Source organism: Kamptonema formosum PCC 10802, from assembly GCF_000332335.1.
GTDB lineage: Bacteria > Cyanobacteriota > Cyanobacteriia > Cyanobacteriales > Oscillatoriaceae > Oscillatoria.
On record NZ_KB235948.1, the window covers coordinates 3,416,970 to 3,441,689 of the forward strand.

The 24,720-nt window shown below is 54.1% G+C and carries 21 protein-coding genes and 1 pseudogene; 15 read left to right on the forward strand and 7 right to left on the reverse strand.

Features of this window, described 5'->3' with window-relative positions; translation table 11 throughout:
- Window positions 1-185: 185 nt before the first annotated feature.
- The 4 genes from OSC10802_RS55630 to OSC10802_RS54465 all read left to right on the forward strand — a co-directional run bounded on the left by OSC10802_RS55630 (window position 186) and on the right by OSC10802_RS54465 (window position 2,630).
- Entirely contained in the window at window positions 186-308 is a 123-nt protein-coding gene (locus OSC10802_RS55630; protein ID WP_017717502.1) for a hypothetical protein, read from the forward strand.
- A 37-nt stretch (window positions 309-345) separates the two neighbouring features.
- Entirely contained in the window at window positions 346-534 is a 189-nt protein-coding gene (locus OSC10802_RS52940) for a hypothetical protein (protein WP_017717503.1), read from the forward strand.
- Complete coding sequence (locus tag OSC10802_RS0114580; RefSeq protein WP_017717504.1) at window positions 531-710, forward strand: hypothetical protein; 180 nt, start codon at window positions 531-533, stop codon at window positions 708-710. The genes OSC10802_RS52940 and OSC10802_RS0114580 overlap by 4 nt, the downstream gene beginning before the upstream one ends.
- Before the next feature lie 228 nt (window positions 711-938).
- Window positions 939-2,630 (forward strand): S8 family peptidase, encoded by a 1,692-nt coding sequence (locus OSC10802_RS54465; RefSeq protein ID WP_026098483.1) that lies wholly within the window; start codon window positions 939-941, stop codon window positions 2,628-2,630.
- 50 nt (window positions 2,631-2,680) lie between these two features.
- Here the strand turns inward: OSC10802_RS54465 and OSC10802_RS40205 are convergent.
- Window positions 2,681-4,282: pseudogene (locus OSC10802_RS40205) on the reverse strand (CHAT domain-containing protein); the annotation flags it as partial.
- 673 nt (window positions 4,283-4,955) lie between these two features.
- Window positions 4,956-8,255 (reverse strand): type ISP restriction/modification enzyme, encoded by a 3,300-nt coding sequence (locus OSC10802_RS0114595; RefSeq protein WP_232731679.1) that lies wholly within the window; start codon window positions 8,253-8,255, stop codon window positions 4,956-4,958.
- Window positions 8,256-8,410: 155 nt separating this feature from the next.
- On the opposite strand from OSC10802_RS0114595, the gene OSC10802_RS0114600 reads away from it, so the two are divergent.
- The 4 genes from OSC10802_RS0114600 (at window position 8,411) to OSC10802_RS0114615 (ending at window position 10,919) form a co-directional block, all read left to right on the forward strand.
- A complete protein-coding gene (locus tag OSC10802_RS0114600) occupies window positions 8,411-9,262 on the forward strand; it encodes an ABC transporter ATP-binding protein (protein ID WP_017717508.1) in 852 nt (283 codons plus the stop codon).
- Between the two features lie 135 nt (window positions 9,263-9,397).
- Window positions 9,398-9,934: an SMC-Scp complex subunit ScpB gene (scpB, locus tag OSC10802_RS0114605; protein WP_017717509.1), complete on the forward strand. Its 537-nt coding sequence runs from the start codon at window positions 9,398-9,400 to the stop codon at window positions 9,932-9,934.
- Complete coding sequence (locus OSC10802_RS0114610; protein WP_155967767.1) at window positions 9,915-10,499, forward strand: hypothetical protein; 585 nt, start codon at window positions 9,915-9,917, stop codon at window positions 10,497-10,499. The genes scpB and OSC10802_RS0114610 overlap by 20 nt, the downstream gene beginning before the upstream one ends.
- Window positions 10,500-10,556: 57 nt before the next feature.
- A complete protein-coding gene (locus OSC10802_RS0114615; protein ID WP_017717510.1) occupies window positions 10,557-10,919 on the forward strand; it encodes a DUF760 domain-containing protein in 363 nt (120 codons plus the stop codon).
- 25 nt (window positions 10,920-10,944) lie between these two features.
- Here the strand turns inward: OSC10802_RS0114615 and OSC10802_RS0114620 are convergent, their stop codons facing one another.
- The gene (locus tag OSC10802_RS0114620; protein WP_017717511.1) at window positions 10,945-12,156 is read right to left on the reverse strand and encodes an HhoA/HhoB/HtrA family serine endopeptidase; all 1,212 of its coding nucleotides are present in this window, start codon (window positions 12,154-12,156) and stop codon (window positions 10,945-10,947) included.
- A 491-nt stretch (window positions 12,157-12,647) separates the two neighbouring features.
- Here OSC10802_RS0114620 and OSC10802_RS0114625 point away from each other — a divergent pair, with 491 nt between their 5' ends.
- The 6 genes from OSC10802_RS0114625 (at window position 12,648) to OSC10802_RS0114650 (ending at window position 18,660) form a co-directional block, all read left to right on the forward strand.
- A complete protein-coding gene (locus OSC10802_RS0114625; protein WP_017717512.1) occupies window positions 12,648-13,619 on the forward strand; it encodes a hypothetical protein in 972 nt (323 codons plus the stop codon).
- A gap of 93 nt (window positions 13,620-13,712) precedes the next feature.
- The gene (locus OSC10802_RS0114630; protein ID WP_017717513.1) at window positions 13,713-14,537 is read left to right on the forward strand and encodes a hypothetical protein; all 825 of its coding nucleotides are present in this window, start codon (window positions 13,713-13,715) and stop codon (window positions 14,535-14,537) included.
- Window positions 14,538-14,799: 262 nt separating this feature from the next.
- Entirely contained in the window at window positions 14,800-15,012 is a 213-nt protein-coding gene (locus OSC10802_RS0114635) for a hypothetical protein (protein WP_017717515.1), read from the forward strand.
- 109 nt (window positions 15,013-15,121) lie between these two features.
- The gene (locus OSC10802_RS44380) at window positions 15,122-17,263 is read left to right on the forward strand and encodes a WD40 repeat domain-containing protein (protein ID WP_017717516.1); all 2,142 of its coding nucleotides are present in this window, start codon (window positions 15,122-15,124) and stop codon (window positions 17,261-17,263) included.
- 161 nt (window positions 17,264-17,424) lie between these two features.
- On the forward strand, window positions 17,425-17,718 hold the full coding sequence (locus OSC10802_RS0114645; protein ID WP_082218287.1) for a DNA cytosine methyltransferase: 294 nt from the start codon (window positions 17,425-17,427) through the stop codon (window positions 17,716-17,718).
- A 21-nt stretch (window positions 17,719-17,739) separates the two neighbouring features.
- Window positions 17,740-18,660 carry a hypothetical protein gene (locus OSC10802_RS0114650; protein WP_017717518.1) on the forward strand — a complete coding sequence of 307 codons (921 nt, stop codon included), beginning with the start codon at window positions 17,740-17,742 and terminating at the stop codon, window positions 18,658-18,660.
- Here OSC10802_RS0114650 and OSC10802_RS40215 read toward each other — a convergent pair.
- Window positions 18,592-19,803 carry a DNA cytosine methyltransferase gene (locus OSC10802_RS40215; RefSeq protein ID WP_017717519.1) on the reverse strand — a complete coding sequence of 404 codons (1,212 nt, stop codon included), beginning with the start codon at window positions 19,801-19,803 and terminating at the stop codon, window positions 18,592-18,594. The genes OSC10802_RS0114650 and OSC10802_RS40215 overlap by 69 nt on opposite strands.
- Window positions 19,804-19,996: 193 nt before the next feature.
- Here OSC10802_RS40215 and OSC10802_RS49855 point away from each other — a divergent pair, with 193 nt between their 5' ends.
- Complete coding sequence (locus OSC10802_RS49855) at window positions 19,997-20,146, forward strand: hypothetical protein (RefSeq protein ID WP_155967770.1); 150 nt, start codon at window positions 19,997-19,999, stop codon at window positions 20,144-20,146.
- Here OSC10802_RS49855 and OSC10802_RS0114660 read toward each other — a convergent pair.
- From OSC10802_RS0114660 to gnd, 3 genes are all read right to left on the reverse strand, one after another.
- The gene (locus OSC10802_RS0114660) at window positions 20,117-22,759 is read right to left on the reverse strand and encodes an MGH1-like glycoside hydrolase domain-containing protein (protein WP_017717520.1); all 2,643 of its coding nucleotides are present in this window, start codon (window positions 22,757-22,759) and stop codon (window positions 20,117-20,119) included. The two genes, OSC10802_RS49855 and OSC10802_RS0114660, sit on opposite strands and share 30 nt — an antisense overlap.
- Before the next feature lie 98 nt (window positions 22,760-22,857).
- Window positions 22,858-23,670, reverse strand: a complete 813-nt coding sequence (locus OSC10802_RS0114665) for an SDR family oxidoreductase (RefSeq protein WP_017717521.1) — start codon at window positions 23,668-23,670, stop codon at window positions 22,858-22,860.
- Window positions 23,671-23,720: 50 nt separating this feature from the next.
- Window positions 23,721-24,701, reverse strand: a complete 981-nt coding sequence (gene gnd / locus OSC10802_RS0114670) for a phosphogluconate dehydrogenase (NAD(+)-dependent, decarboxylating) (RefSeq protein ID WP_017717522.1) — start codon at window positions 24,699-24,701, stop codon at window positions 23,721-23,723.
- Window positions 24,702-24,720 lie beyond the last annotated feature (19 nt).

A 24,720-nucleotide genomic window follows, 5' to 3' on the forward strand; every position in this document is an offset into this window, starting at 1 on the left:
TTAGCCCAAAGGTTCGTAGTTGGGCTTTAGCCCAAAGGTTCGTAGTTGGGCTTTAGCCCCACAGGGGGTGTCATCCTGGGGATTGCGGAGTTTCGCTTGGCACCAGCCAATCGCGCTACTGTTCGTGATATATTTATAACGTGAAATGAAAAAACTGGCAATACCTGCCAGATAGCATCTCTAAAATGGCCATTCCGAACGAAATCACAGCCCTCATAGAACGGCTGAACCAAGAGCTGGAGCGGATTGAGTGGGGAGCGGCAGCGGGACTGACCATTGCCAGACCGCTCTTATACCAGTTCCCATAAAATGCGAGGCTGGTTCAGTTGTTTTCCACTCTCAACAATGCCCTATTTTTTTCGCGACACTTCCAGAAGGCGCATCCAAATGGCACTTGATAGCATATCGCTTCCCAGTGTAGATGCTGAGGTCATTCAGGAAGCAGTAGAAGATTTGGCAGAGTTGCTGGGGCGGGTGATGGAAGTCAAAATATTAGTGAATAGCGTTCTGAGTATTTTGGAGAATTTGACATGACACAACCATCCCTGACAGAAGAGCAAGAGGCGAAACTCGCAGCTGCTCTAGAAATTGCAAAGATTGCTGAACAGAAAGCTAAAGAAATGAGCGCTATGGCTGGGGCTATAGCTGAAAAATATCAAAAACGTATCTATGAAGCTGCCCTGGCAGCAAAACAGAAGAAAGGGGAGTAAAAACGCTTGTAGTTGGGCTTCAGCCCACAGTTTGTAGTTGGGCTGAGAGTGCGGCACCCCACAACAAACAGATATAGCAGTAGGCACTTAGGGAAAGGACTTGGGGTTTAACATGATGTAGGGGCGGGTTCACCCACAACCTGTGCCACACAGCTACAACACCGATAAACCCGCCCCTAACCTCTGATATACCAGCAGTCATATTGGGCCATCAGTGTCTTAACCAATATGACTGCTGCTATAATTGCCCACCCCACCCTTGACAAGATCCAGGAAATCCTCAATCGCCAGGACTTAGAGATTGTCCGCAAGCTCCGCTTCAGCCAAAATCGCTACTTAGTGCGCTCCAAATCAGCATCAGACACCGCTATCCTGGATGTAGCCAACCGGCTCTATCAGGTTGCAGGGGTAAAATCTGCAATGCCTAATTTCATCCAGTCTATCTCCGATGAAGTGCCGGCACCTGCAAACAGCAGCAAAACTCCCTCAGAAACTCCTAACCAATTGAGCGGCACTCCCAGGAATCTGCCGGGTGGGGGGCAAACCTCCTTTCATACCGCTTTGCTGCCGCTTCTGTGGCATCTGGACAGCACCCACTTGACTCAGTGTTTGAATCAGAAACAGCTGACTTGGGAGTGCCTGCAGCAACCCATTTCTGACAGCCGAGTTTTGCCTTCCCGCACAGACATTCGCGCTGTGGAGGCTTGGCAGCAGGGCAAAAACGGCGGCAAGGGCGTCGTGGTGGCAGTAATTGACAGTCTGATTCAGTGGCAGCACCCTGACTTAAAGAATAATCTCTTTACCGTGGGCAATCCTCCCGACAAATTGCCCGGTGAGATATCCGGCTGGGATTGGGCCCAGAATGACCCCGACACGAACATCAGCAAGGAGGAAATTAACGATCTAAATCCGATTTTTAAGGACACTTTTAACCTGTCAGACGCCGAGTTGATTTGGAAATACCCCAACATTGCAGAGGGAGTTATACAATCTCCCCTCTGTCAGCAACAGCCCTCCATTTGCTCAAAGAAAAAGGTTGCGGATCTGATGCGCCGGTGGCTTCGCGCAAAAATAACAGCTGAGTTTCACGGCACTTGGAGTGCGGGAGTGATTGCGGCACGCTCGCCGAATGGCCAAGGTTTGCTAGGCGTCGCTCCCAATGTCCGGATTTTGCCGGTGCGCGTTTTTGGTTTGGGGGGCAAGATTACTTCAGACAGTCTCGTAGAGGCGATCGGGTACGCAGCGGCGAGAGGTGCGGATATCATCAATATGAGCTTGGGCAGTTCTTTCCCAAATTCGGCTGTGGCGCTTCAGATAATGGACGTTCAGGCTGCCAATCCCAACTTAGTAATTGTTGCTTCCGCCGGCAATGACAGCTTGCCGTCTGTAAATTTTCCTGCTGCTTTTCCAGGAGTCGTTTCAGTGGGAGCCACCAACCTGCAAGGAAACCGCGCACCGTACAGTAACTTTTCACCTGATTTGTATGTCGTAGCACCGGGCGGCGACTTAGAAACGATCGCACGTTTAGGCGGTATTTTGACCACAGGTGGCACCTTTTCGAGTGAATTCTGGCAAGGCATCGAGGTGCCGACTTCTCGTTGGGGAAACGAGCTAGATCCGACCGGGGGATATTATTGGGTGCAAGGAACCTCTTTCTCCGCACCGGCTGTCTCAGGGGTATTTGCCCTGATGAAAGGGGAAGATTCCGCTAGCCGGCTGAATCGGGAGCAACTCGTAACCATCCTCAAGAAAACATCCAGTTACAGCGGATTGAAAGTGTCGCAACAGGATGCCGATTTTTACCAGTCTCGGCTCCGGGAAGGCTCGGTGCCAAGCAAAGGATTTTCAACCTTGACCATTTGTCTCTCCAACTTCCTGAAAGGATCTCCTGTAAATTCTCCGATAACCTGCAACTCCTGAGCCGGCAAAAAGAATCCGTGCGTGGCGATATGCAGAAAACTCGGAGCTTGAACCTCCTTGAGAGCTGTCTCAGTCGCTTCCGCTCCCAACAACAGTTTCAAATTCTTGGGCAAAATGTCTTTGAGCGCCTCAGCTTCTGCTTTTGTACCGGACAGCTTCCCATATTTAAGTGTAGCAAAATCCCCAGAGCGGCGGTTTTCCCCGCCGCGAGTGCCGGCAGCACTGGCAACACCACTGCTGTCAAAATCTGGGTCAGCCATAACCACCGGCCCCTGCCGGCTCATAGATTGAACCTGAAACCGCAGCAAATCCCGTCCTGAAGTAAGATAGGTAAAAGAATATCCCCTAATCAGGTAATTATTTTTCTCATCAGCCAGCGCCTCGAAAGGAATTAGATTCAGTTCCCCGTCAGGAGAAAGCAGCAGCCGGTCGGCATTTCCCAACAGCGGACGAAGGGGAGCCATCACCTTTTCATCCAGCAACCGAGCCACTTGTTTGACTTCGGTTTGATTTGACAGCGCTTGGCGGAAATCTTTAACAGCTTCCTCGATCTTTGCCGCTTCCCCCAAATCAACCCATCTGGGATTGCCTTGGCGGCGCAGCACCGCTGCAGCATAGCGCGGTTTTAACCAATTTTCGCCCGGTTTAGCGCCTTTATCCCAAGGGGAATAACGCACCAGCTCAACCAAAGCAGCGTCAGGAGGAATCAACTTTTGGATGCCTTCGAGCGTCACCGGCTGCTCCTCAGCGCGGAATTCAGCGCTGCGGGCGCTCACCGCCTCTTGCAGCTGCTCCTCTTTCTGCTTAAGTTCCTCAAACGTCGCCTTGTACTGGTCGGGCGTCATCGGGTTCTGGCTCTGTTCCCTAAATACCAAGTTGGCAAGCTGCTGTCGCGTTTCCAGCAGCTCGTCAAGCAGTTTTTGGGCTTGCGGATCGTCCTGGAGGCGGGTGCGCAGCCCCTGCATGGCGTCTGTTACCGCCTCCAGCACCCGCCCCTTGCGGCGCAGCGCCACAGTCATGGCCAAACGCGCCGCTTCAGGGCTGTCAGGCGCATCTTGCAGGTGCAGAGATATTGTCGAGTCGGTTGTGCCCTGGAGGGTGGCCATGTAGGCCCGCTTGCGGTCTTCCGAACCGAGCGCCAGGATGGGACCGAGGTTTTTTTCTTCGATATCAGTGCCGCGAGTCTGAAATTCAATGGCACGAGCGATATCTCCCCGATCCCGGTACAGCGCTGCCAAGTTGTTGAGGCTGGCGGCTACATTGGGATGCTCTCGCCCCAGCGCCTTCTCCCGGATAGCCAGGGCGCGTTGCAGCAGCGGCTCTGCTTTGGCGTAGTTCCCCACATTGCGGTACAGCCCTACCAAGTTGTTGAGGCTGGCGGCGACAGCGGGATGCTCGGGCCCCAGCGCCTTCTCCAGGATAGCCAGAAAGCTTTCTGCTCTGGGTAGAGCCTCAGCATATTTGCCTTCCCCGTAAAGTCTTAATGATTCTTGCATCAGCCGCGCTGCCTCTTCCAGCTGATTCGATTGAGCCGCTGACTCCGGGGGATTCACCGGCTTTTGCGATCGCACCGGCACGCCCACCACCAACCCCAGCGCTACCGCCAGCATCACCGATCGCAACACTCCTTTTATAACCCGCACGCTGAGCATTATTTTTCTTTTGTTCTAGGGCCATTGCCACCCGGCGTCCAGTTGCCGTGGTGGCTGATTATAGATAACTCAAGTTGCTACCTACAAGTCTAAGCATCTCGATCCCCCCAAACGGGGCGGTCTCCGTGTGCCGCACCGCCCCTACTTTGGGGGGCTTTGAGTATTTCCCCCCCTTTGTAGGGGCGGGTCCCCGTGCCACTGGTGTCAACTTAAGCTCCCGGCGATTGGAAATCGCTGCTACACAAACCAAGTCCGCCTGCGCGGACTTAAGAGAAGAGCTAGAATCTTAAAACCCGCGCAGGCGGGTTTTGTCTGTATAGCTGCGGTTTCAACCGCCGGGAGACTATGGGACACAGCTTAAGTTGACACTAATGGTCCCCGTGCCCGCCCCGGCTAGGGGGGGATCTCACCTGACTCACTGGTAAGTAGCAACTTGAGTTATAGATAGTATCCTAACACAATTCAGGTTTCATTTTGTAGGCTGTTTCAAATTTAGTAACCGGCTCCCCCAACACGGATAGCGCTGGATATTAAAACGTCGGGTGCGTTCCGCATCATCCATTCTCGCACAATGGTGCCGGCTCGCACAACGCACCGCTACAGGGGGGGGTGCGTTCCACCTTCCCGATTTCCGCACACAAATAAGGGGTGCGATCGGGCGGACCCCTACAACTTATTGAATGGGATACCCGCCCTGTTCAATTATAGCAGTATCTATTTCCTCCATCAACCGAATCGTTTCAGCCAAAACAGAGACTATCTGCTGGTAGCGCTCTAACTCCCCGTAACTCAGTTGCCGGTTTTTGCGGTCTTTCAACCACTTCTCGCAGACTTGATAGCCGCCAATATGGAACTTCCAAACCTCTGAAGGGACGCCTTCAAAATATTGAGTATTGTTAATCCAGACGCGCCCCTGTTCCGCACCCTGTCCTGGTTCAGTGTAACGCACCGCAACAACAGTGTCATTCCCCGCCACAGGATAAGCGGTGATTTCCGGAAGCATCTCTTCCATTAGATGCAGTTTAACAAGTTGACTGCCCAGATTGCAGAGAGTGCGGAACAAATCAGGAATTGAAGTCAAAGGTAAGCGGGGAAAGTCAATTTTGAGCAATTCCGCATAGCGACTGCGGTAGGTGGGAGAATGAAACACCGCATACAGATAATCAAACACATCCTCTGGCCCAAATGTCTGTTCGCAGTCGCCCTTGCCATCCGCAAGAAATTCCATCCCTAACCGCGCTGAGAAATCCTCGATAAATTTTGCTGAGAGGTTACACCGGCGCACCATTCCCATATCTCTCTCAGCTTGGGTTTCGGGGTAGAGATAGAGAGGGAATACAAATCCATTGTTTGAGGTTTTGGGCGACATGCAAATGACCTCCACAATATTGCGACTCACTTGTGCGTGCTGGAATGTCTCGCCCTTAGTAAGTCGGGAAGTAATAAGAGCTAAATTTTCCCCCGCCAGCAGGTGGCGCATCACCTCACCGCGAGGCATGCAATGGAACCCCCGTGACTTCCCCGTATAATAGGTGTAGCGAACATCGAACGGACGGTACAGTACAGGTGCGACTAACTCTGGAAAAGGCCCCGATTCTTTTGTTATTAAAAAAGGGTGATTACTCACATCCTTCTGAGCAAAATAAACCTTCCAGTCTCGCGCATCTTTGCCCAAATTGTATTTCAACCGCGCCTCTTCTGGGGGAAGCTTAGCGAAATCAGATACAGTTTTCCAGAGGTCATCTTCAGTAAAGTGAACAGTCAGCGCATCCCTGGCGGTGACTATTCCCACACTGTTGGCGGGGAAAATATCCGTTACTTTCCATCCCGCCTCATATTCTGCCAATAAGTCAGTTTCTAGGGGCACAAAAAGGTAAAAAGGTGACTGCGGTGCCAGAGTTTTCCACTGTGTTGTAGAAATATCATTCTCCCACAGCCAGTGATACTTGCCCCCGACGAGATTGCCACCGGCAATTGACTCTCCATATACCTCCCGCACCCCCCACAAATCCGCATGGAGGACAGTGGCAATCCCCCGCACACCCCCGGAGTGCGGTTTCTTGACAAAAATCCCGATAGCAACCCCCTGCTGGATGTCAAAAACATTCTCATCCTTGGAACCGTCAGGACAGCGCTCTTTTTTCTTGCTGTTGCCATGCAAGTCCAGGATATAGATATCGTCAAAAGTCGCGAGCAAGCTTTGGCGCATTCCGCGAAAAGTGGGATTGTCGAGGTAGCCGTGATTGGTAACAAAGGCAAGGATTCCGCAGCCGGTTTGTTCAATCTTCCACTGGGCGAACCGGATAAATTTCACATAATCATCATTCAGCCATTTAGGGTTTTTCTCCCCAAGCGGCTTCCCATCTACTTCAAAGTAGTTTCCCGTTGGACAATCTGTCAGAGGGTTTTTTCCTCTCAGCAAATCCGCAATCCATGTCAGCCCGCTATTTGCAGAATGCCCCGAATACGGCGGATTGCCCAGCACCACCATTACAGGAGCGTTTTGCTTGACATCTTTTGCTCTATCCGCCTCATCGCGAATCCAATTCGTAAATCCATCAGCCGGTGGAATCTGAAACGCCTCTTGCAGCGTATTCGTCAGATAAATATGCAATCGCTGATCTCCTGTAAACTCACAGCCGAGTTCTTTCAATTGCAGCCCCAACTTCATGTGAGCCACCGTATAGGGAGCCATCAGCAGCTCAAAGCCAAACAGCCGGGGTAACAAGTGCTGACTCACATACCCTGACCACATTCCCTTCTGAGACTTAAAAGATTCATAAATGCGGTCAATCACCCCCTGTAAAAACGTACCTGTACCCGTAGCGGGGTCAAGGATTAATACCCTGTGAGTCTCCATCTCAGCTTTCCCCAAACCCCCCTTTTTCCCGGAGAGAGACGGCGGAGGTGAGGGGAGAGAAATCTTGGTGTCATCCGCCAAACCCTTATTAATTCCAAAATCCGTTTTCAGAAGACAGTCAACACTGCGGACAATATAAGAAACCACCGGTTCCGGCGTATAATAAACCCCCCGCGCTTCCCGCATTTTGGGGTCATACTCAGCCAAAAATGTCTCGTAAAAGTGAACAACAGGGTCTTCCTGTCGGGTGCGCTTGCCGAAATCTTGGAGAATCTCATCCATATCAGTCCGCTTGAGCACTTCTGCTAAATCATCCACCGCCCAAGCCACTCGCTCATCTAAATTCGGCCCCGCAATGTGACCGAACATATCCCGCAGGAACGGATTCGTCTTGGGCAATTCGTAGGGCGCATCCCGGCGGTAAAATCGCGAACAGTCTTTAGTATTGCAACAAGCCGCAAACATATTATAACATATCGTCTGGGCGTACATATCCGCAAACTGTTCCTGAGTCAAATCCCGCAACAGCACCTTGCGAAAAGACTCCAATTGCCCCCGAAGTGACCCCCCTTTATCGTCATCTGCAAACGCTTGTCCAATCGCCTCTCGAATTATCTGAGCCAGCGCCGCCATGCGTTTTGCCAATTCCCTCGGACTGCTAACTGAAAGAGCTTCCATGCTGAGAAACTGAGTCAGTAACTGAGTCACTTCCTCAACCCCGCTTGCTTCTAGCTTCAGCTTTTTATTGCGGCCAAATTTAGCAAGTCTTGCTGTAAGGCGACGCTCACCTCCCACATACCAGCGAAACTCAAGATAATCCGTCAAAATCAGATTGGCAAACCCTTTCAGATAGCGTTCCATCTGAGCGCTGCGCTCTTCCTTCTCCAGCGATTTGCCCACATCTTTTGCTTCCACATAACCCATAACCGCTTGACCCCGCGCTATCATATAATCAGGCGCACCGCACTGACTCCGCTTGGGTTCATTGGTGGCGCAGATTCCGGGAAATAGAGACTCAATTAACGCCTGAAGTGCGGAGCGGTGAGTGTGCTCAGTAGCTTGACCGGACTGTAGATTTGCTTCTATGGCCTTCAGATACTCTTGAAATGGCACGATCCCCTCTCTTCCACCGACTTCCTCTAACAAACACCAGCATAACACAGAAACACCATCTGTTTTTCCCTCTTCTTTGGCGTAACCGGAACGGGGGCGGTTCAAACCCTACCCCATGCTACCATAATAAATCATCTATCACTCACCAAACGCCCATGACAGCCGCCGTCACCCTGCAAAACGTCAACAAAACCTACAGCAACCGGCCCGTCGTCAGCGACCTCTCCTTTACCATAGAAACCGGCGAAATGTTTGGACTCCTCGGACCCAACGGAGCCGGCAAATCCACCACAATTCGCATGCTCACCACCCTCACCCGACCCACCGGCGGGCGCATAGAAGTAGCAGGCTGCGACATCACGCGCCAGCCGGCACAAGTCAAGCGCTCTATCGGCGTCGTCCTCCAGCAAACCAGTGTTGACAGCGACCTCACTATATGGGAAAATATGGAGTTTCACGGACGCATGCACCACATCCCCAACCCCCAGCGACAGCAGCGAATTAACCAGTGGCTGGAATATGTGGAACTCGCCGACCGGCGCAACGATATAGTCAAAACCCTCTCCGGCGGGATGAAGCGCCGGCTGCAAATTGCCCGAGCGTTGCTGCACGAGCCCAAAATCCTGTTTCTCGACGAGCCAACCGTCGGGCTCGACCCGCAAACCCGCCGCCGCCTCTGGGAAATTATCCGCGATCTCAACAAACAGGGCATGACGATGCTACTGACCACGCACTATATGGATGAAGTAGAATATTTGTGCGATCGCATCGGCATCATGGACGCCGGCAAACTCATCGAACTGGGCACCCTGCAGCAGCTGCGCTCCAAACACGGGGAAGGTCTGGTAATGAAACAAGTGGGCGAGCGCTGGGAGTATCTCTTTTTCCCCGATATGGAACAAGCCAAAGCCTACCTCGACCGGCTTCCCGACAAAACCGGCATGATGCTCCGCCCCTCCAACCTGGAAGATATTTTTGTCGAACTCACAGGACGCCGGCTGGATTAATAAGGCAGGACTGTCAAGAAACTTCAGAAACCCGGTTTCTTTAAGAAACCGGGTTTCTGGGCCTCCAGTGGCGCAAATGATTTAGAACTGCTATAGATTAATCTAAAATCTAAACTCTAAAATCTAAAATCTAAAATGCCAAGTCTAGCCAGCAAAATTGAAGCCATTCTCTATCTGAAAGGCAAGCCGCTGTCCATGTCGGACATTGCCGAATATGCCGGTTGCGACAAAAAAGCCGCTAGAGTTGCCCTGATCGAATTGATGAGCGACTACGCCCACCGCGACAGCGCCTTAGAAGTGGTCGAGACGCCCGCCGGCTACTGCTTGCAACTGCGAGACACGTTTCAGGAGCTGGTGCAGACCTTGATTCCCGTAGACTTGGGGCTGGGTGCCCTGCGCACCCTGGCTGCGATCGCCCTGAAAGGGCCGCTGGCGCAAGCGGACTTAGTGGACTTGCGGGGTTCCGGCGCTTACCAGCATGTACAGGAACTGCTGGAACAGGGTTTTGTGCGCAGACGCCGGCAAACCGATGGCCGGTCGTACTGGCTGCAGGTGACTGATAAATTTCATCAATATTTCCAGATCGACCAGCTTCCCAAACAGCTGGAACTGCAACTGCCACTGAAGAGTGAGGGGAAGGAGGAAGCCGCAAGTGAGAAAGATAAAGGTTGAACGGCAGCGCCGGCAAAGAGCGCGTGGGATGAACCCCTGTGTTTTCTGCCCCTCCCCCGTACCGGATACTGGCGGCGAATTAATGGGGGGTTACACCCCCTTGAGAGGCAGGCAGCAGCCAACCTTCACAGGCATTCCTAGGGAGTCGCGATGCTCCTGCTGCGCCGCTGCGCTGCAACTGCGCGCACCGCCAGATAAGAAAACTTGCTCCACTGCGGACGAGCCGGTTGGGCTAAAGCCCAACTACAAACCTCTGCCGGTTGGGCTAAAGCCCAACTACAAACCTCTGCCGGTTGGGCTAAAGCCCAACTACAAACCTCTGCCGGTTGGGCTAAAGCCCAACTACAAACCTCTGCCGGTTGGGCTAAAGCCCAACTACAAACCTCTGCCGGTTGGGCTAAAGCCCAACTACAAACCTCTGCTGTCTCCCCCTCCCCGCCGGCGGGGAGGGGGTTGGGGGGTGGGGTTGAGCGGATACCGGCAAAAAGGAGAAATGCCAAGTTCCCTGGAGGTGTGGATTTTTCACCCGGAAGGAGGGGGGAGTGACGGTAGCTCTCACAACTGATTCACGGGCGGCGTAGTTTAAAATACGAAGTAAGCAAGCCAGATAATCAGAGGCTACATGGTTTTTAACCCTAACTTTCGCACCTCCGACGCTGAAGACACCCAAGCCAACCCGCTGCTGAACTATCTGCAGCACCAACCCCCTGAGGTTTTGGCCCGCGTGGCCCAGTCCGTCAGTCCTGACATCAAGCAAATTATCACTCATAACGTTCAGGGATTGGTGGGCATGCTGCCCTCGGACAACTTTGACATTCAGATTACCACCAACCGGGAAAACCTGGCGGGGTTGCTGGCGTCAGCGATGATGACCGGCTACTTTCTGCGCCAGATGGAACAGCGCATGCACTTGGATGAAAATCTGGGCGCTTGCGCTTCCCTGTGGAGTGATTCAGCCACTGGCGGGCAAACTGAGAGCGATTAGCAATTCGCACCGGAGCGAAGGGAGCCTACTTTTCCCCATCGACAGGAAAAGCCCCCAGCCGCGCTTCCAGCCGGCGAGCCACACCGTTGCGGTTCACTTCCAATTCCAGCACGGCACCCACGGCGCTCGCTTCCACGCGCTCCTGCACTTCGTCGGTGGTTTTAATCTCTATGCTGTCAATACTTTGGATGATGTCCCCCACACGCACGCCGGCCTTCTGTGCCGGCGAGCCCTCCTGGACCCCCACAGTCAGCACGCCCCTGTCCTGTGTAATTTTAAAGTTTTCTTTTGCCTGCTGATTAATTTCTTCTCGCAAGTCCGGGCTAAGCTCTACCATTTTAATTCCCAAGTAGGGGTGTTCGGCGCGGCCTGATGCGAACAGCTGGTCAGCGATCCGTTTAGCGGTTTCGATCGGAATGGCGAAACCCAGCCCCTGAGCGTTGGCCCGAATGGCGGTATTGACGCCAATCACTTCTCCCCGGTCGTTTAACAGTGGGCCACCGGAATTGCCCGGGTTGATGGCGGCATCGGTTTGAACGAAGCGAACCCGCTTGTCGGGGATGCCCACCTCAGAACTGGAGCGCCCGGTGGCGCTGATAATGCCAACTGTTACCGTGTTGTCCAGACCCAAAGGATTGCCAATCGCAATCGCCCACTGCCCCGGCACCAGATTTTCAGAGTTGCCCAGCTGTACCGCCGGCAAATCCTCGGCGTCGATTTTCACCACAGCTACATCGGTGAGCGGATCTGCGCCCATAACCTTGCCGTCAAATTTTCTGCCATCCTTGAGCGTCACCTGCACCACATCCGCGCCATCGACGACGTGGGCGTTTGTCAGCAGCTGCCCGTCTGAGCTGAGAATGAACCCCGAGCCGGTGCCGCGTTCGACCTGCTCTTCTTCCTGGGGCTGCCCTTCGCCAAAGAACTGCCGGAACAGCGGATTGTCAAACGCCTGGGGAACTTTCGAGCTCACCGTGCGAGCCGAGTCAATCCGCACCACAGAGGGGCCCACTTTTTCCGCCGCCTCGGCAATGAAATTGGGGTTGCTGCCGGCAGAAAGTCCCATCAGGGGGGCCGGCGGCTGCGCTCTGGCGGGAGAGCGCATCGCCACCGGCACCGCAGGCTCGCGGAGGGCGCGACTCTCCCCATCCAGATAGCGACTGCCCAAAAACCCCGCACCGCCGCCAATGGCAAGCAAACTCAGATAAAGGGCAAACTGCTTGAAAAATGAGCTCATATCTTTTTCCTATTTGACAGCGATACAGGTCTTTACTCTACTTTAGTCAAATATCAGGCAGGCGCGCGGGCTGCCGGTGCGGGGTCGGGAAACTCTTTGCCTGAAGTGGGGAGTGGGGAGTCTGGGCGTACCAGAACTGGCTTTTCCCACATGCCAGAAATCCGGTTTCTTAACACCCCGCGAGAACCCCGGTTTCTCCAAGAAACCGGGTTTCTTAAGCCGAGCTGTTTCGTTTTGCTATCCTTTGAGAGGAACAGCCACGGAAAACCCCACACAGCACCGGCAATCGCGTTCTTGGGCGTTTTAGTTTCACCGGCATTGCTGTTGAGGCCACTTCTCCTGTGGAGTTGGGGTGGGGCAGCGCCTCAGCAAGCGGCGTGTCCGAATCTTTTAGGCACCACCGAGCGTGCGCACAAGTTATATTTTACATCACAGCGTCCGTTTTGTCTTCAAACCCCTGACAGATGTTAGCCAATCTTAAGTGAGGAATTATGATCGTGTCCCAGACACCAGAAATTGCTGCAGTGAGCGAAGAACAATCTCTCAAAGCATTGAAGAGCAACCCCGACCGGCGTCACGGACTGGAGCTGGCAGAATACGCTTCTGTGATTGGCTCCGCTGTGGGAACCATTGTTGCGGGGCTGTCTGGCCAGGTGCTCTACGCAGCGACTCCCCTGACGCTGGCGCTGTCTTTGAATCTGGTCAACCGGCACCGCTTCGAGCAGCAGACAAAGGCCAGTGTCGGGGGAGCCGGCGCAGCCATCGCACAGCTAGATCTGGAACTGCGAGAAGAAATCGAATCTGTCCGCGCTGGGCTGGCGGCGCTCCCTCCCTCAGAGCGAATCAGGGATATCGAAGCCTCAATGCTCAGACTCAGCAACCTGTGGGCGGGAGTGCAGCAGCGGTTCGGTGAAACCACCTCCCCCCTGCAAAACCAGCAGGTGCAGCAGGAATTCGCCATCGTCCGGCGAGCCATCCTGCGGTTGCGCGACAGCACGGACGCTAACATGGCCACACTGCGAGCCAGCCTCTCTCAGGAAATTGAATCCCTGCACCGGCTGGTGGCGCAGCCGGCAGGAGCGGACGGGGTTCAGGAGACTTCGCCTTGGACTGAGGGCAGCGCACCCGAAAGCCAAATGCCGGTGCGGCTCGAGATCTCGGAGCTGCGCCAGCGCATCGAGCAGCTCGAGCAGAAGTATCGCGAGATTGTCAAACCGTATCTCAAGCGCCTGATGTCGGACGTCAAGCACCTGCAGGAGCAATCGGACACCGCCCCGGTGCGAGCGGCGCTGGCAGACTTGAGGGCGCAGGTAGAGAGCTTGGTCACAGAACTTGACGCCCAACTGCTGCCGCAGCAGGTCCAGGGGTTGCGCCCTGCAGCAGCTGTGCTGTCGGAATCCATCGCAGAGCGGCAGGGCTCTTGCCAAATCGCAGCAGTGCCGGTTAAAAGTGTTGAAGGCTAAATTTTCCGAGAGCCTCTCTCCGGGGGGGTCGGGGGTTGGGCGGTAGCGCAATCGCTTCTTTAAAGCCGCAGGGCACCTACCAGACGTGACACAATGCAAAAGAAAGAACTATCACCGACAACTTCCACCAACACCCCGCAACAGCGTGACTGGCTAGAGCTAGCAGAGTGCGCCGCCTTGGGGGTCTCCGCTCTCGGCTCGATTGTGGCAGCATTCTCCCAGCAGGTCTTCTTGGCGGCGGCCCCCCTTACTATAGCACTTTTGCTCAATTTCGTCAATCGCTCTCGCATCCCCCAACAAGCCGGTGCAGCCGCATTGCCTGCCGCCAAAAAGAATACCTCAAACTTCGATGCCTCAATCGAGGATGAGTTCTTTCCATTCCCCCCACCGCCAAATCTGTTTGACTCCCCAGAAATGCACGGCGAGATTGCTGAAATCCGCCGCTCCGTGCAGAGCTTGCAGGAAAGCACAGCCGCTGCAGTCGTCGAAGTCCGCCAGTATCTGGCTCAACAGCTGCAAGCTCTCTCTCCCGCAGCGCCGGCTGACCTCTCTCCGATTTACCAAGCGCTCTCGGAAGTGCGTTTCGTGACCCAGCGCCTGGAGAATACCGCGCTCACGGAACAGGACCGGGAAGAGATAAATGTCCAACTTTTACTCCTCCGGGAAGCTATCGCCGAGCTGAAAAACACCACTGCGGATTTGCAGCAGCGCGGGTATGACGGCTCCAACTCCAGTCATTTGCCAGCGGTACCGGCACCGCCAGCGGCTGAAGATCAGCCCCTGATAGCTGACCTGCACCGGCGCGTTGAGCAGCTCGAGCAAAAAAATCAAGAGATTGTCAAACCGCACCTGCAGCGCCTGATCAAGGAGGTCAAGCGACTCAAAGAGGAGCGAGAGCAAAAGGCAGGACATCTTTAGGGGAATTCGTTTCCATCCCGTTTCCTTTGATTCGCGGGCCAAAAATCTTCTCCTCCTACCCCCTGCTGAAATCATTATCGCATTGATATGGGCTTGTTTGCACAACCGGGATGCTCCCGGGCAATTCCACCGGCATCCTGTGCTGTTCGGGGTGCCCGACTCCCGCTCCCGCTCTCTCCCCGCAACCAGTTGAACAGGTGATTTTAAATTCAGCTGAACTGTTAAAATTTTAGCAAGGGGCGCGCTTTTAAAGCTCTATCTTATGAGGGATTTCCTCCGTTTTACAGGGATGAAAAATCACAGCAAAGGGCTGCGGGAGATAAACGCAGAGAGCGCCAAAAGCAGTGGGACCGGCGCTCACCCGCGCCCCCAACTGTGGCTAAATGTCAGGTCAAGTCAGGGAACCTCAATTCTCTATAATTGCAAGGGGTTGCTCACCGGAAATCGGTTGCGCGCCGAGGGAGGGCTGGACTAAACCCGGCTCCGCTGCCACCAGCGATGCGCTCCGGAGATGATATAAAATGGACAAGCAGCCCACCAGCTGACCGTGACGCTGGAAAAAGGGCACCGCTGGGAAGTGTGGAATGTTGAAAAACCGCAGCTGGCTAGAAATTGCTGAATATCTCTCCATCGCTGGCTCAGTCCTGGGGTCAGCAGTTGCTGTAACGTCGCAGCAGCTCATTTATGCGACAACGCCGGTGTCGCTGGCGCTGCTGCTGAACCTGGTGAACCGGCGGCGGCTGGAACTGCTTCCCGGGCCAAGTGTTTCCACAGAGATGGCCCGAACGCACCGGCAGCTCTCCGCAGAAGTGGAATCCCTGCGCCTGCAACTGTTGGCCCTGCCGGCAAGCCCTGAGGTGGCCAGTATCCGAGAAGCCTTGGGCCACCTGTCGGAAACTGTCGCGGGACTGCAAGCGGAAGTGACGGCGCAGACGCTCCAGATCGCCTCGGTGGGGGACAGGATTCAGATGCGGGAAAATCCGGCACCACCGGCACTCAAATTGCTGCCGGCGCAGCTCGACGAGATTAACCGCCGCTTGAACAGTTTGCCGGTGGCGGCTCAGCCCGCCCCAGAACCGCTGGTGGAAGAGTTGAGAGCGGTTTTGGCAAGAGTCACCGAAGGAATCGCCCACCTGAACCGCAACGGCGAAAATCTCGTGACAAGAGAGGATCTGGCGCGCCTGATATCAGAGATTGACAAGCAACGCCTGCAGCTGGGCGCTCTGGGCCAATCCGTCGCGCCGGTGGAAGGGACGCTAGCTCGGCTCTCCCAAAGAATAGCATCAGTCAGCGGCCAGCAGGAGGGGTTTAGCGAACAGTTCAACCGGCGCTTGGATTCGCTGCAGGCTTCTTCCCCGCAGCAGCTCGAAGAGCTCAAAGGGGCGATCGCTAAAATTCAGCAGCGGCTCGACCGGCCAATTGGCCCGCAACCCGCTGACTTGAGCGATGTGGAAGCAGCAATCGGGAAGCTTTCCGAGAAACTGGCAGCGGTGCGATCGGAGATGCAAAGCCGGTTCGCCTCCCTGGAAAGACCTCACCTCGCCTCTATTTCTGAAGCGCTCGCCACGCTGCAAGTTCAGTTGGGTTCCTTGCAGGAATCTGCTAGCAGGTTAGCCGGTAGCGCCAGCGCCGGTGCTGCGGGAGCGCCGCGCGAAACGCCCCCGCAGAGTCGGAACTCGCCGGGGGAAGCGGAAAAACGGACTGAGAAAATTAGCCCGCCGGAGCGAAAAGAGCAAACGGCAGAAAAAAGGCGTCAGCCAATCATGGTTGAGCCGGTGGTGCCATCAAAGTTTGCCAGGAAGTCGTTTAGATGTGTGAGGACGCAGACGGGACATGGGAGCGCCGTCACTTGCCTCGCGATTAGCAGCGATGGCAAATTGCTCGCTAGCGGAAGTTACAAAAATATTAAGCTTTGGGATTTGGAGACGGGCGAACTGCTGCACACGCTCGCTATGCACTCAGACGCGATGGCGGTTTCTTCGATAGCCATCAGTCCGGATGGAGAGACGCTGGCGTGCGCGAATGCGGATATTGAGATTTGGAGTTTGCGCACCAGGCAGCAAATTCGCACGCTGGAAACGGCCTGCTGGGCGTCAGCGGTGGCGATTAGCCCTGATGGCAAAATTCTGGTCAGTGGCGGGGAAGATCCGGTAGATGAAACCGGGTCAATCGAGATATGGGATTTGCAGAAAGGGGAAATTCTCCACGATTTGTATCCAGATGTGATTTATGCAGTTGCTATCAGTGCGGACGGGAAGATTTTGGCGAGTGCCGGCAGCAAGGCGACGGCGGAAAGTACGGAGAACAAGGAGGAAGCCGGTTTAGTTCAGGTGCGGCGTCTGGAGACGAGAGAGCTCCTGCACGCACTTGTTGAGACATCTGGGAAGGTTTCTTCTGTGGCGGTGAGTCCGGACGGGCAAGTTCTGGCGAGTGGCTGTCAGGATGGGAGTGTGAAGCTGTGGGATTTGAAGACGGGACAAGTGCAGCGGATTTTGTTAGGTCACTCACTGCCGGTGAATTGCGTTGCGATTAGTGCGGACGGAAACGTGCTGGCGAGTGGGAGTAGCGACAGGACGGTGAAGTTGTGGAATCCGCACACCGGCGAGCTGCTGCAAACGCTGGAGGAACACGCGGAGAGGGTTTCGGCGGTGGCGTTCAGTCCGGATGGGAAAACGCTGGTGAGCGGGTCCCAGGATGAGACGGTGAAGATTTGCCGGTGGGAGTGAGTTTATGGGATAATTTGCGAGGAAGGTAGGGGCGGGGGCACCCGCACTGGTGTCAACTTTAGCGCCCTGTAACATAAGGTTGATTAATCTTATAATCAACCGCCAAGGACGCCAAGGACGCCAAGACCCTTTCTCTTGGCGCTCCTTCACGGCGGCGGTTCATTAGTAATTTCAAGCGACCGCGCTGGGATGAGCCGGCACCCACCGTGCTGACAAATTTCCACAATCCGCGCTATTTCCTGCACCCACTGAAAGACAGACCTTTCTCCCTGCGGGAGTGCGCTAGGCTTCAGGGGTTTCCTGACACATTCGTATTTGCGGGTTCTGGGTCGAAAGTGGATTTAGTCAGCGGATACCGGCTAGCCGGCAATGCTGTGCCGCCTCCGCTGTCAAGGCTGTTTGCTGCGGCTGCTTTGGAGTTTGTCGGCCCTAAAAATCAATTGCATATTCACTAGAGATGAAGTTCGAGCAACCTTATGAATTCAGAACATCCTGCATCTAAAGCCTTACTCGCCTTCCTGGAATCTGAAATATCCCAGAATCGCGCTCTTGGCGATTACCAGACCATGCTAAGGTCGCTGTGGAATAAACGAGAAAATCCTACCCTAACTCAGACGCCAACAAAACTGCCGAAGGGATACCGCAGTCTTGCTGTACGGGAGTATGTGCGCCAGAAATTTGGGGCTTTACTGCCGTATTGGGGCCCGACTGCCATCCGGGGCGATCTAACCGAGAAAAAAGCACATATCAGTACCTTTATTAGCCTTGTCAACGAGTTACCCAATGACGTAGCTGAAGTTAATAGAGTGTTAGAAGCGGCTGCAAAGATGGTGGCGGAGTACATTAACGCAAAGACTCCTCTTATCAAATTACCGGAAGCTGCAAAACCGCAACAGGTATTGACCCAATTGCTTGCTGCCAAAAGCGGTGGCCGAGTTCAGCAGGGCATTGTTTATGCGCTTCTGAAAGTTCTCTGCGAAGGGGTTCCTAGCATCAGTGTGCGCACAAAGGCAGTATTTGCCGGCGATGCCCAAAGCAGACAGCGTGGCGACGTTGAGATTATTGAAAATGAAGACAAAATTCGCTCAGTATTCGAGGTCAAGGCTCAACGGCTGAATGTACCTATCTATGAAGATGTTGTCCGCACGCATACCGTCACAGGAGAGCGAAATTATCCGGTATTTATTTTGGCTGATAGCTTTCAAGCTGATTCGTTTGAGGAGTACCAGGATGTGTTTATTATCCGGCTTAGAGACTTCTGCCTCACTATTTTGGCCGAAATTGTTTCATCTAAGGGTATCTCCTCTGCCGAGTCAATTCGCCGTGTATTAGAGGTTTACAACAGCGATTTCTGTGACCTCATTCAAAAAGACCGGACGCTGCGAGTGGACTATTAAGTGGCGCTTGATTTCGCGACCAACCCAAGCAACAACCGGGACTGCAACGGCATCTCCGAACGCATGACGGCCCACACTCTGGCTGTCTGGAATCCAAAAGCTATCTTCCACTCCTTGCAGACGCCCATACTCCCGCGCAGTCATATACCGCATTTTAATCTGGTTGGGTGACACAGCAATGAGGACTTGCCGGCTGCTCCCACCCGATCCAGTTCGCAAGCAACCGGCGATTCCGTCGTCTCGCGTTTCCAGGCAAACTAAACCTTGACGCATCCGGCGATAGGCCGTCAAGTAAACCGTTCGTCCGGTTGTTCGCGCCACTTGCTGAGCTTTCTCTAAGCGCTTTTTGCTGTTGCCTCTGATGCAGGACAACTCCCTAACCAACTCGTTCTCGCCCAACCACATTTGGCACTCATTTTTATCCACCAAGTCGGCGAGAACTGTTTCCCTTGTTGCTGGCAAGGGTGACAGTTCCAAAAAGTTCCAGGATAGGTCTGGGTTGGCAACAGCGACCTTTCGCACTGATTTCGGGCGGCAAGGATGCTGGAAATAAACACCGCTGTCAATCTTTATCGTCTCAGCTGCTTTTCCAGACTCACAAGTATTCATACCGACAATAAAAACACGGGGACGGCTTTGGGGGAGGAAGTGGGCGGCGTCGATAACAAGGACATCGCACGAGTAGCCTAATTGATTGAGGGATAAAAGAACCTCTCGGATATCCTTTCCGTCAGATGAGGTCAAAAGACCCGTAACATTCTCGATCAGTACCGCCGGCGGCAGACGACCGTCAGTGGCCAGCTCACTTAGTATTCGACTGAACTGAAAGAAGGCACTGCTGCGTTCCCCAGCTAAACCCTGCCGGTTGCCAGCTAGTGACAAGTCCTGACAGGGAAATGAGGCTGTTATGAGGGTGACATCTGGAATGTCGCTGGCGTGCAGATTGGCTATATCCTCAATTCGGAGGTGGCCCTTGCCGAAATTTTTGGCGTATATCTCGCCCTTCACTCGATCGCTGTCATTGGCGAACACGCACTGCCAGCCCGCTCGCTCAAGCCCTTTGCGCACTAAACCAATTCCTGCAAATAACTCGGCAAATGGTAGCTCTGAATGATGGGTGGCAGATTGCAAACTGTAAATCACAATTATTTCCTGGACTCGTTTACCATAGACCTTAATATATCACGCCATTTTGATATAGGCTAGGGGGATAGCTGCTGCTTTTTGGCGACTTTACAGGCTCCGGCCATGTATTGCTTGAATCTCACATACCGTTCCTCCTAACATTCCCATAACCCCCACCGGCAGAACCCTCTGAAAAGCTCTCTCACTCAGCTTGGCCACCCCTGACCTGTCCCGCCCGCCGGCACTCTCCCAAAACAAGCCGGCACACAACGCCGCCCAAACTCAAAAAGCCGGCACCACCAACTGGCACCTCACCAACCCCCCAACCTCACTATACTTCCATGAATTGCCCCTCATTTAGCTGCTGGATGAGCTTCGCGACAAGCCCTGTCCATCCTGTCAAGTGGCTAGCACCCAAGCCGGCACCACAATCGCCGTGAAAGTATTCGTGGAATAAAATTAAGTCGCGCCAGTGAGGGTCTTGCTGAAACTTCTCTATCCCTCCAAAAACAGGTCGCCGGCCATCCTTACCGCGCAGAAAAATGCCGGTTAGCCGGCGCGACAGTTCCGAGGCCACATCCCATAAATTGAGCTTAACCCCAGAGCCGGTTGGGAATTCCACTGTGAAGCAATCTCCGAAATAATGATGGTATTTTTGCAGTGACTCAATCAATAAAAAGTTCAGCGGAAACCAGACCGGCCCGCGCCAGTTGGAGTTTCCGCCAAACAGGCCAGTTGTGCCTTCAGCCGGCTCGTAGTCTACCTGATACTTGCTGCCATCCCACTCAAAAACGAACGGATGTTCCAAGTGATAGCGAGACAGGGAGCGGATGCCGTAAGGCGATAGAAATTCACTCTCATCTAGAAGTCGCTCCAGCACGCGCCGCAGTCCTTCTGGACTGGTAATGGAAAGCAGCCGGCGCTCCCCCGAGCCGGGAATTGTCATACTGGCAATTTTCTTGGCTAAATCCGGGCGATTGTTTAAGAACCAATCAAATTGCCTTTTAAACCCGGGCACTATCTCTAATAGCTCGGGTTCCAGGGTATCAACTGCCAATAGGGGTGTGAGCCCGACTATTGAGCGGACTTTCATCAAGCGTTCCTGACCGTTGGGGAGCGCCAGAGCGTTGTAGTAAAAACAATCTTCGCTGTCCCACAAAGCCATCTGGTTGCCACCCATGCGGTTAATCGCACCGGCAATGTACATGAAGTGCTCAAAGAACTTGAGAGCCATATCAGCGTAGACTTGATCCTCACGGGCAAGTTCTAAGGCAATTGCCAGCATCGTGAGCGCAAACATCCCCATCCAAGCTGTGCCATCAGCTTGCTCTAAATAGCCGCCGGTTGGGAAGGGCTTGCTGCGGTCAAACACCCCAATGTTATCTAAGCCTAGAAAGCCCCCTTGGAACAGGTTGTTCCCGTGCGGATCTTTGCGATTCACCCACCAAGTGAAGTTGAGCATCAGTCTGTGAAACATGCGCTCTAGGAAGTCGCGGTCGCCTTTGGCGGCCCGCTTCTTTTCAATCTTGTAAACCCGCCATGCTGCCCAAGCTTGTACCGGTGGGTTCACATCCCCCAGCGCCCACTCATAGGCGGGAATTTGACCGTTGGGGTGCATGTACCACTCGCGAGTCAGGAGCAAGAGTTGCCGCTTGGCAAAGTTGGCATCCATTAAGGCCATAGTAATGCAGTGAAACGCCAAATCCCAGGAAGCAAACCAGGGATATTCCCACTTATCCGGCATGGAAATGACTTCCTCTGCATACAAAGTCTCCCACTCCGAATTGCGGCCATTTAAACGCTGGGAAGGAGGTGCCGGCTGGGCGGCATCGCCCCGCAACCAATTTCTGACGTCGTAGTAATAAAACTGCTTCGTCCACAATAATCCTGCCAGTGCCTGCCGCTGCACATTTCGAGAATCCTCATCCAGATTGGGGGTCAGCGACTCATAAAATTCATCCGCTTCCGCACGCCGCTGAGCGAAAGTATCTTCAAACTCTTGGCTAAAAGGAGCGTCAGTGTGCCGGTCTGTGAAGCGGAGTTTGATAGCAACCGTCTCTCCCGCACCCAGTTCTAGGTGATACCGCGCCGCTGCTTTGGTGCCCACCTGTTTTGGATTCACTGCCTCTTGATTGTTGTGAATGATGAACTCGTGAAAGGCGTCTTTCACATAAGGCGATGAGTTATTAATGCCGTAAAGCCGGCGCATATTGGTTTGATTCTCTGTGAACAGCAGGGGCGGCGCATTCTCACAAAATAGCCAGCGAACGCCATATTTTTGATTGCGGGCTTCGATCGCGCCACCGGCTGCTTCGCACACCTGCGCTGCTTTTTCACTGCCTGCCCACGACCATGTGTTGCGAAACCACAAAGTTGGCAGTAAATCGAGGGGTGCTTTTTCGGAGCCCCGGTTGGTCACGCTGATGCGAATGCAGATATCCTCTGGGGAGGCTTTGGCGTATTCGGCGACAATATCAAAGTAGCGGTCGCCATCGAATATTCCCGTGTCCAGCAGCTCAAATTCCAGCTGGTCCTTGCCGCGCCGAGCATTTTCCTCCACTAAGCGAGTGTAAGGAAACTCTTGCTGCGGATATTTGTACAGCCAGCGCATATATGAATGGGTTGGCGTGCAGTCAAGATAGAAGTAATATTCTTTAACATCCTCGCCGTGATTGCCCTGGCTGTTGGTGAGGCCAAATAAACGCTCTTTGAGAATGGGGTCGCGCCCATTCCACAGCGCTAAGGCAAAACAAATTTGCCCGTGCCGGTCGCAAAAGCCACCCAACCCATCCTCACCCCAGCGATAGGCACGGGACCGCGCATGGTCGTGAGGCAAATAATCCCAAGCTGTGCCATAGGGCGAATAATCTTCGCGGACTGTACCCCACTGGCGCTCACTTAAATAGGGTCCCCAGCGGTTCCAGTGCGCTTTCAATTCCGCATTTTCCTGAATTCGTTTCTGCTCAGCGTTCATTTACAAACGACCCCTCACTTTTCGGGAAGACATCCAGCCTTAATACGGCTCTTCGGCAATGGCAAAGTGCGTTGGCGACCGATAGGGTCGCTCGCTCTCTAACCCCCCCTGGCAAAAGCTGGGTACAGAGTCATCCCGCCATCTACAAACAGCGTTGCGCCGCTGACATAATCAGAGTCATCGGAAGCGAGCCAAACTGCTGCTTTCGCGATATCTTCCACCTGACCCACACGCCCAGCAGGAATCAGGGTCAGTAATTTCGCCTCCGCTTCCGGCGTCTCCCATGCCGATTTATTGATTGGGGTTTTAATGGCACCGGGAGCAATGCTGTTTACCCGAATTTTATGCGGGGCGAGTTCTTGCGCCATACTCCGCATCATCATGTTGATGCCGCCTTTACTAGCGGCGTAGTTTACGTGACCGGCCCAAGGAATCACCTCATGCACCGAACTCATGCAAATGATTTTGCCGGCAGCGGAGGAAATATGGGGCTGCACGCCCCGGCGCAGAAATTCCTTTGCCGCTTCGCGAGCGCACAAAAACTGTCCGGTCAAATTCACATTGATAACAAGGTTCCACTGTTCAAGCGTCATGTCCAGAAACGCCGCATCTTTTTGCATCCCCGCATTATTCACCAAGATGTCAATTGTGCCGAATTCCTGAAACATCTTGGCAAACATCGCCTTAACTTCATCTTCCTTGCTGACATTCGCCTGAATCGCGATTGCTTCCCCATTCCCAGCTTGAATGTCGCTGACTATTTTGTCCGCTTCTTCAGGGTGGGAGTGGTAATTTATCGCAACCGACGCGCCCGCCTTGGCTAGATAGCGCGCCACTGCTTCGCCAATCCCAGAACTTCCGCCGGTGACCAGGGCTTTTTGACCTTTGAGAAGGTAAGGAGAAACGCTCATGTCATTCCCTCACTGCATTATATTTATAGTGTTTTGATTTCCATGTCAGGTCAGTCCTGCTTGGGCAAGAAGCCGCCAATTCGCCCCTCGCGACGCTCGCGGACAATCGCTTTTCTGTGCCCGTAAGGGTGCCCGCCAAAACCGTGGCGCATCATCGCAATCGCCCGCGCCCAGTACTGCTCGTCGTCGCGGGAGGCAAACAGCTGCATCACTGACTGGGCAATCACAGGAGTGGGGACTTCCATGTGCAGGGCGTCGTCTACCAGCCAGTTGACTTCGCCGGTATCCTCAACGTAAGGTGGGATGCTCTCCATCCCCCCCTGTGTTTGATAGGCTTCATCCATCAAGTCAATCAGCCACGAACGGATGACCGAACCGTGACGCCAGCAGCGCAGGACCTCTTCGATGTGGATTGGGTCGCGGTTTTGCCGGTAGAATTCCAGCAGGTTCATCCCCTCGCTAATCGCCTGCAGCATGCCAAATTCAATGCCGTTGTGGACGAGTTTGACGAAGTGCCCCGCACCCGGAGCGCCGGCGTGGACATAGCCCCCCGGAACGGCAAGATCGAGGAGGATTGGTTCAATTCGAGCGATCGCCTCGCTGTCGCCACCGGCCATAAAGCAAGCGCCGTGACGCGCCCCCTCTACGCCCCCGCTCGTCCCCAAATCGACAAAATAGATGCTTTTTTCGATGCGCAGTCTCCGGTGCCGGCGGATTGAGTCCCCCCAGTAGGAATTCCCTCCATCTACAATAATATCCCCTGCTTCCAGATTTGAGGCTAGGTCATCAATGACTGAATCAACCGCCGCCCCTGCAGGAATATAAATAAAGATCGCGCGAGGGGGCGAAAGTTTTTCCTGGAAGTCCGCCGGCGATTCAACTTCCACAAGACCGGCACCGACCAGCTCTTGTGGAGCGCCGCCGCGCGTGTAGCCGGCAACGCGCATTTTCTTTTCCAGCGCCTGCAGGGCGAGGTTGCCCCCCATCCGCCCCAAACCAATTACGCCAAACTCTTTTTTCACCTCTGCCATTCTGTTTGTCCTGTATTAA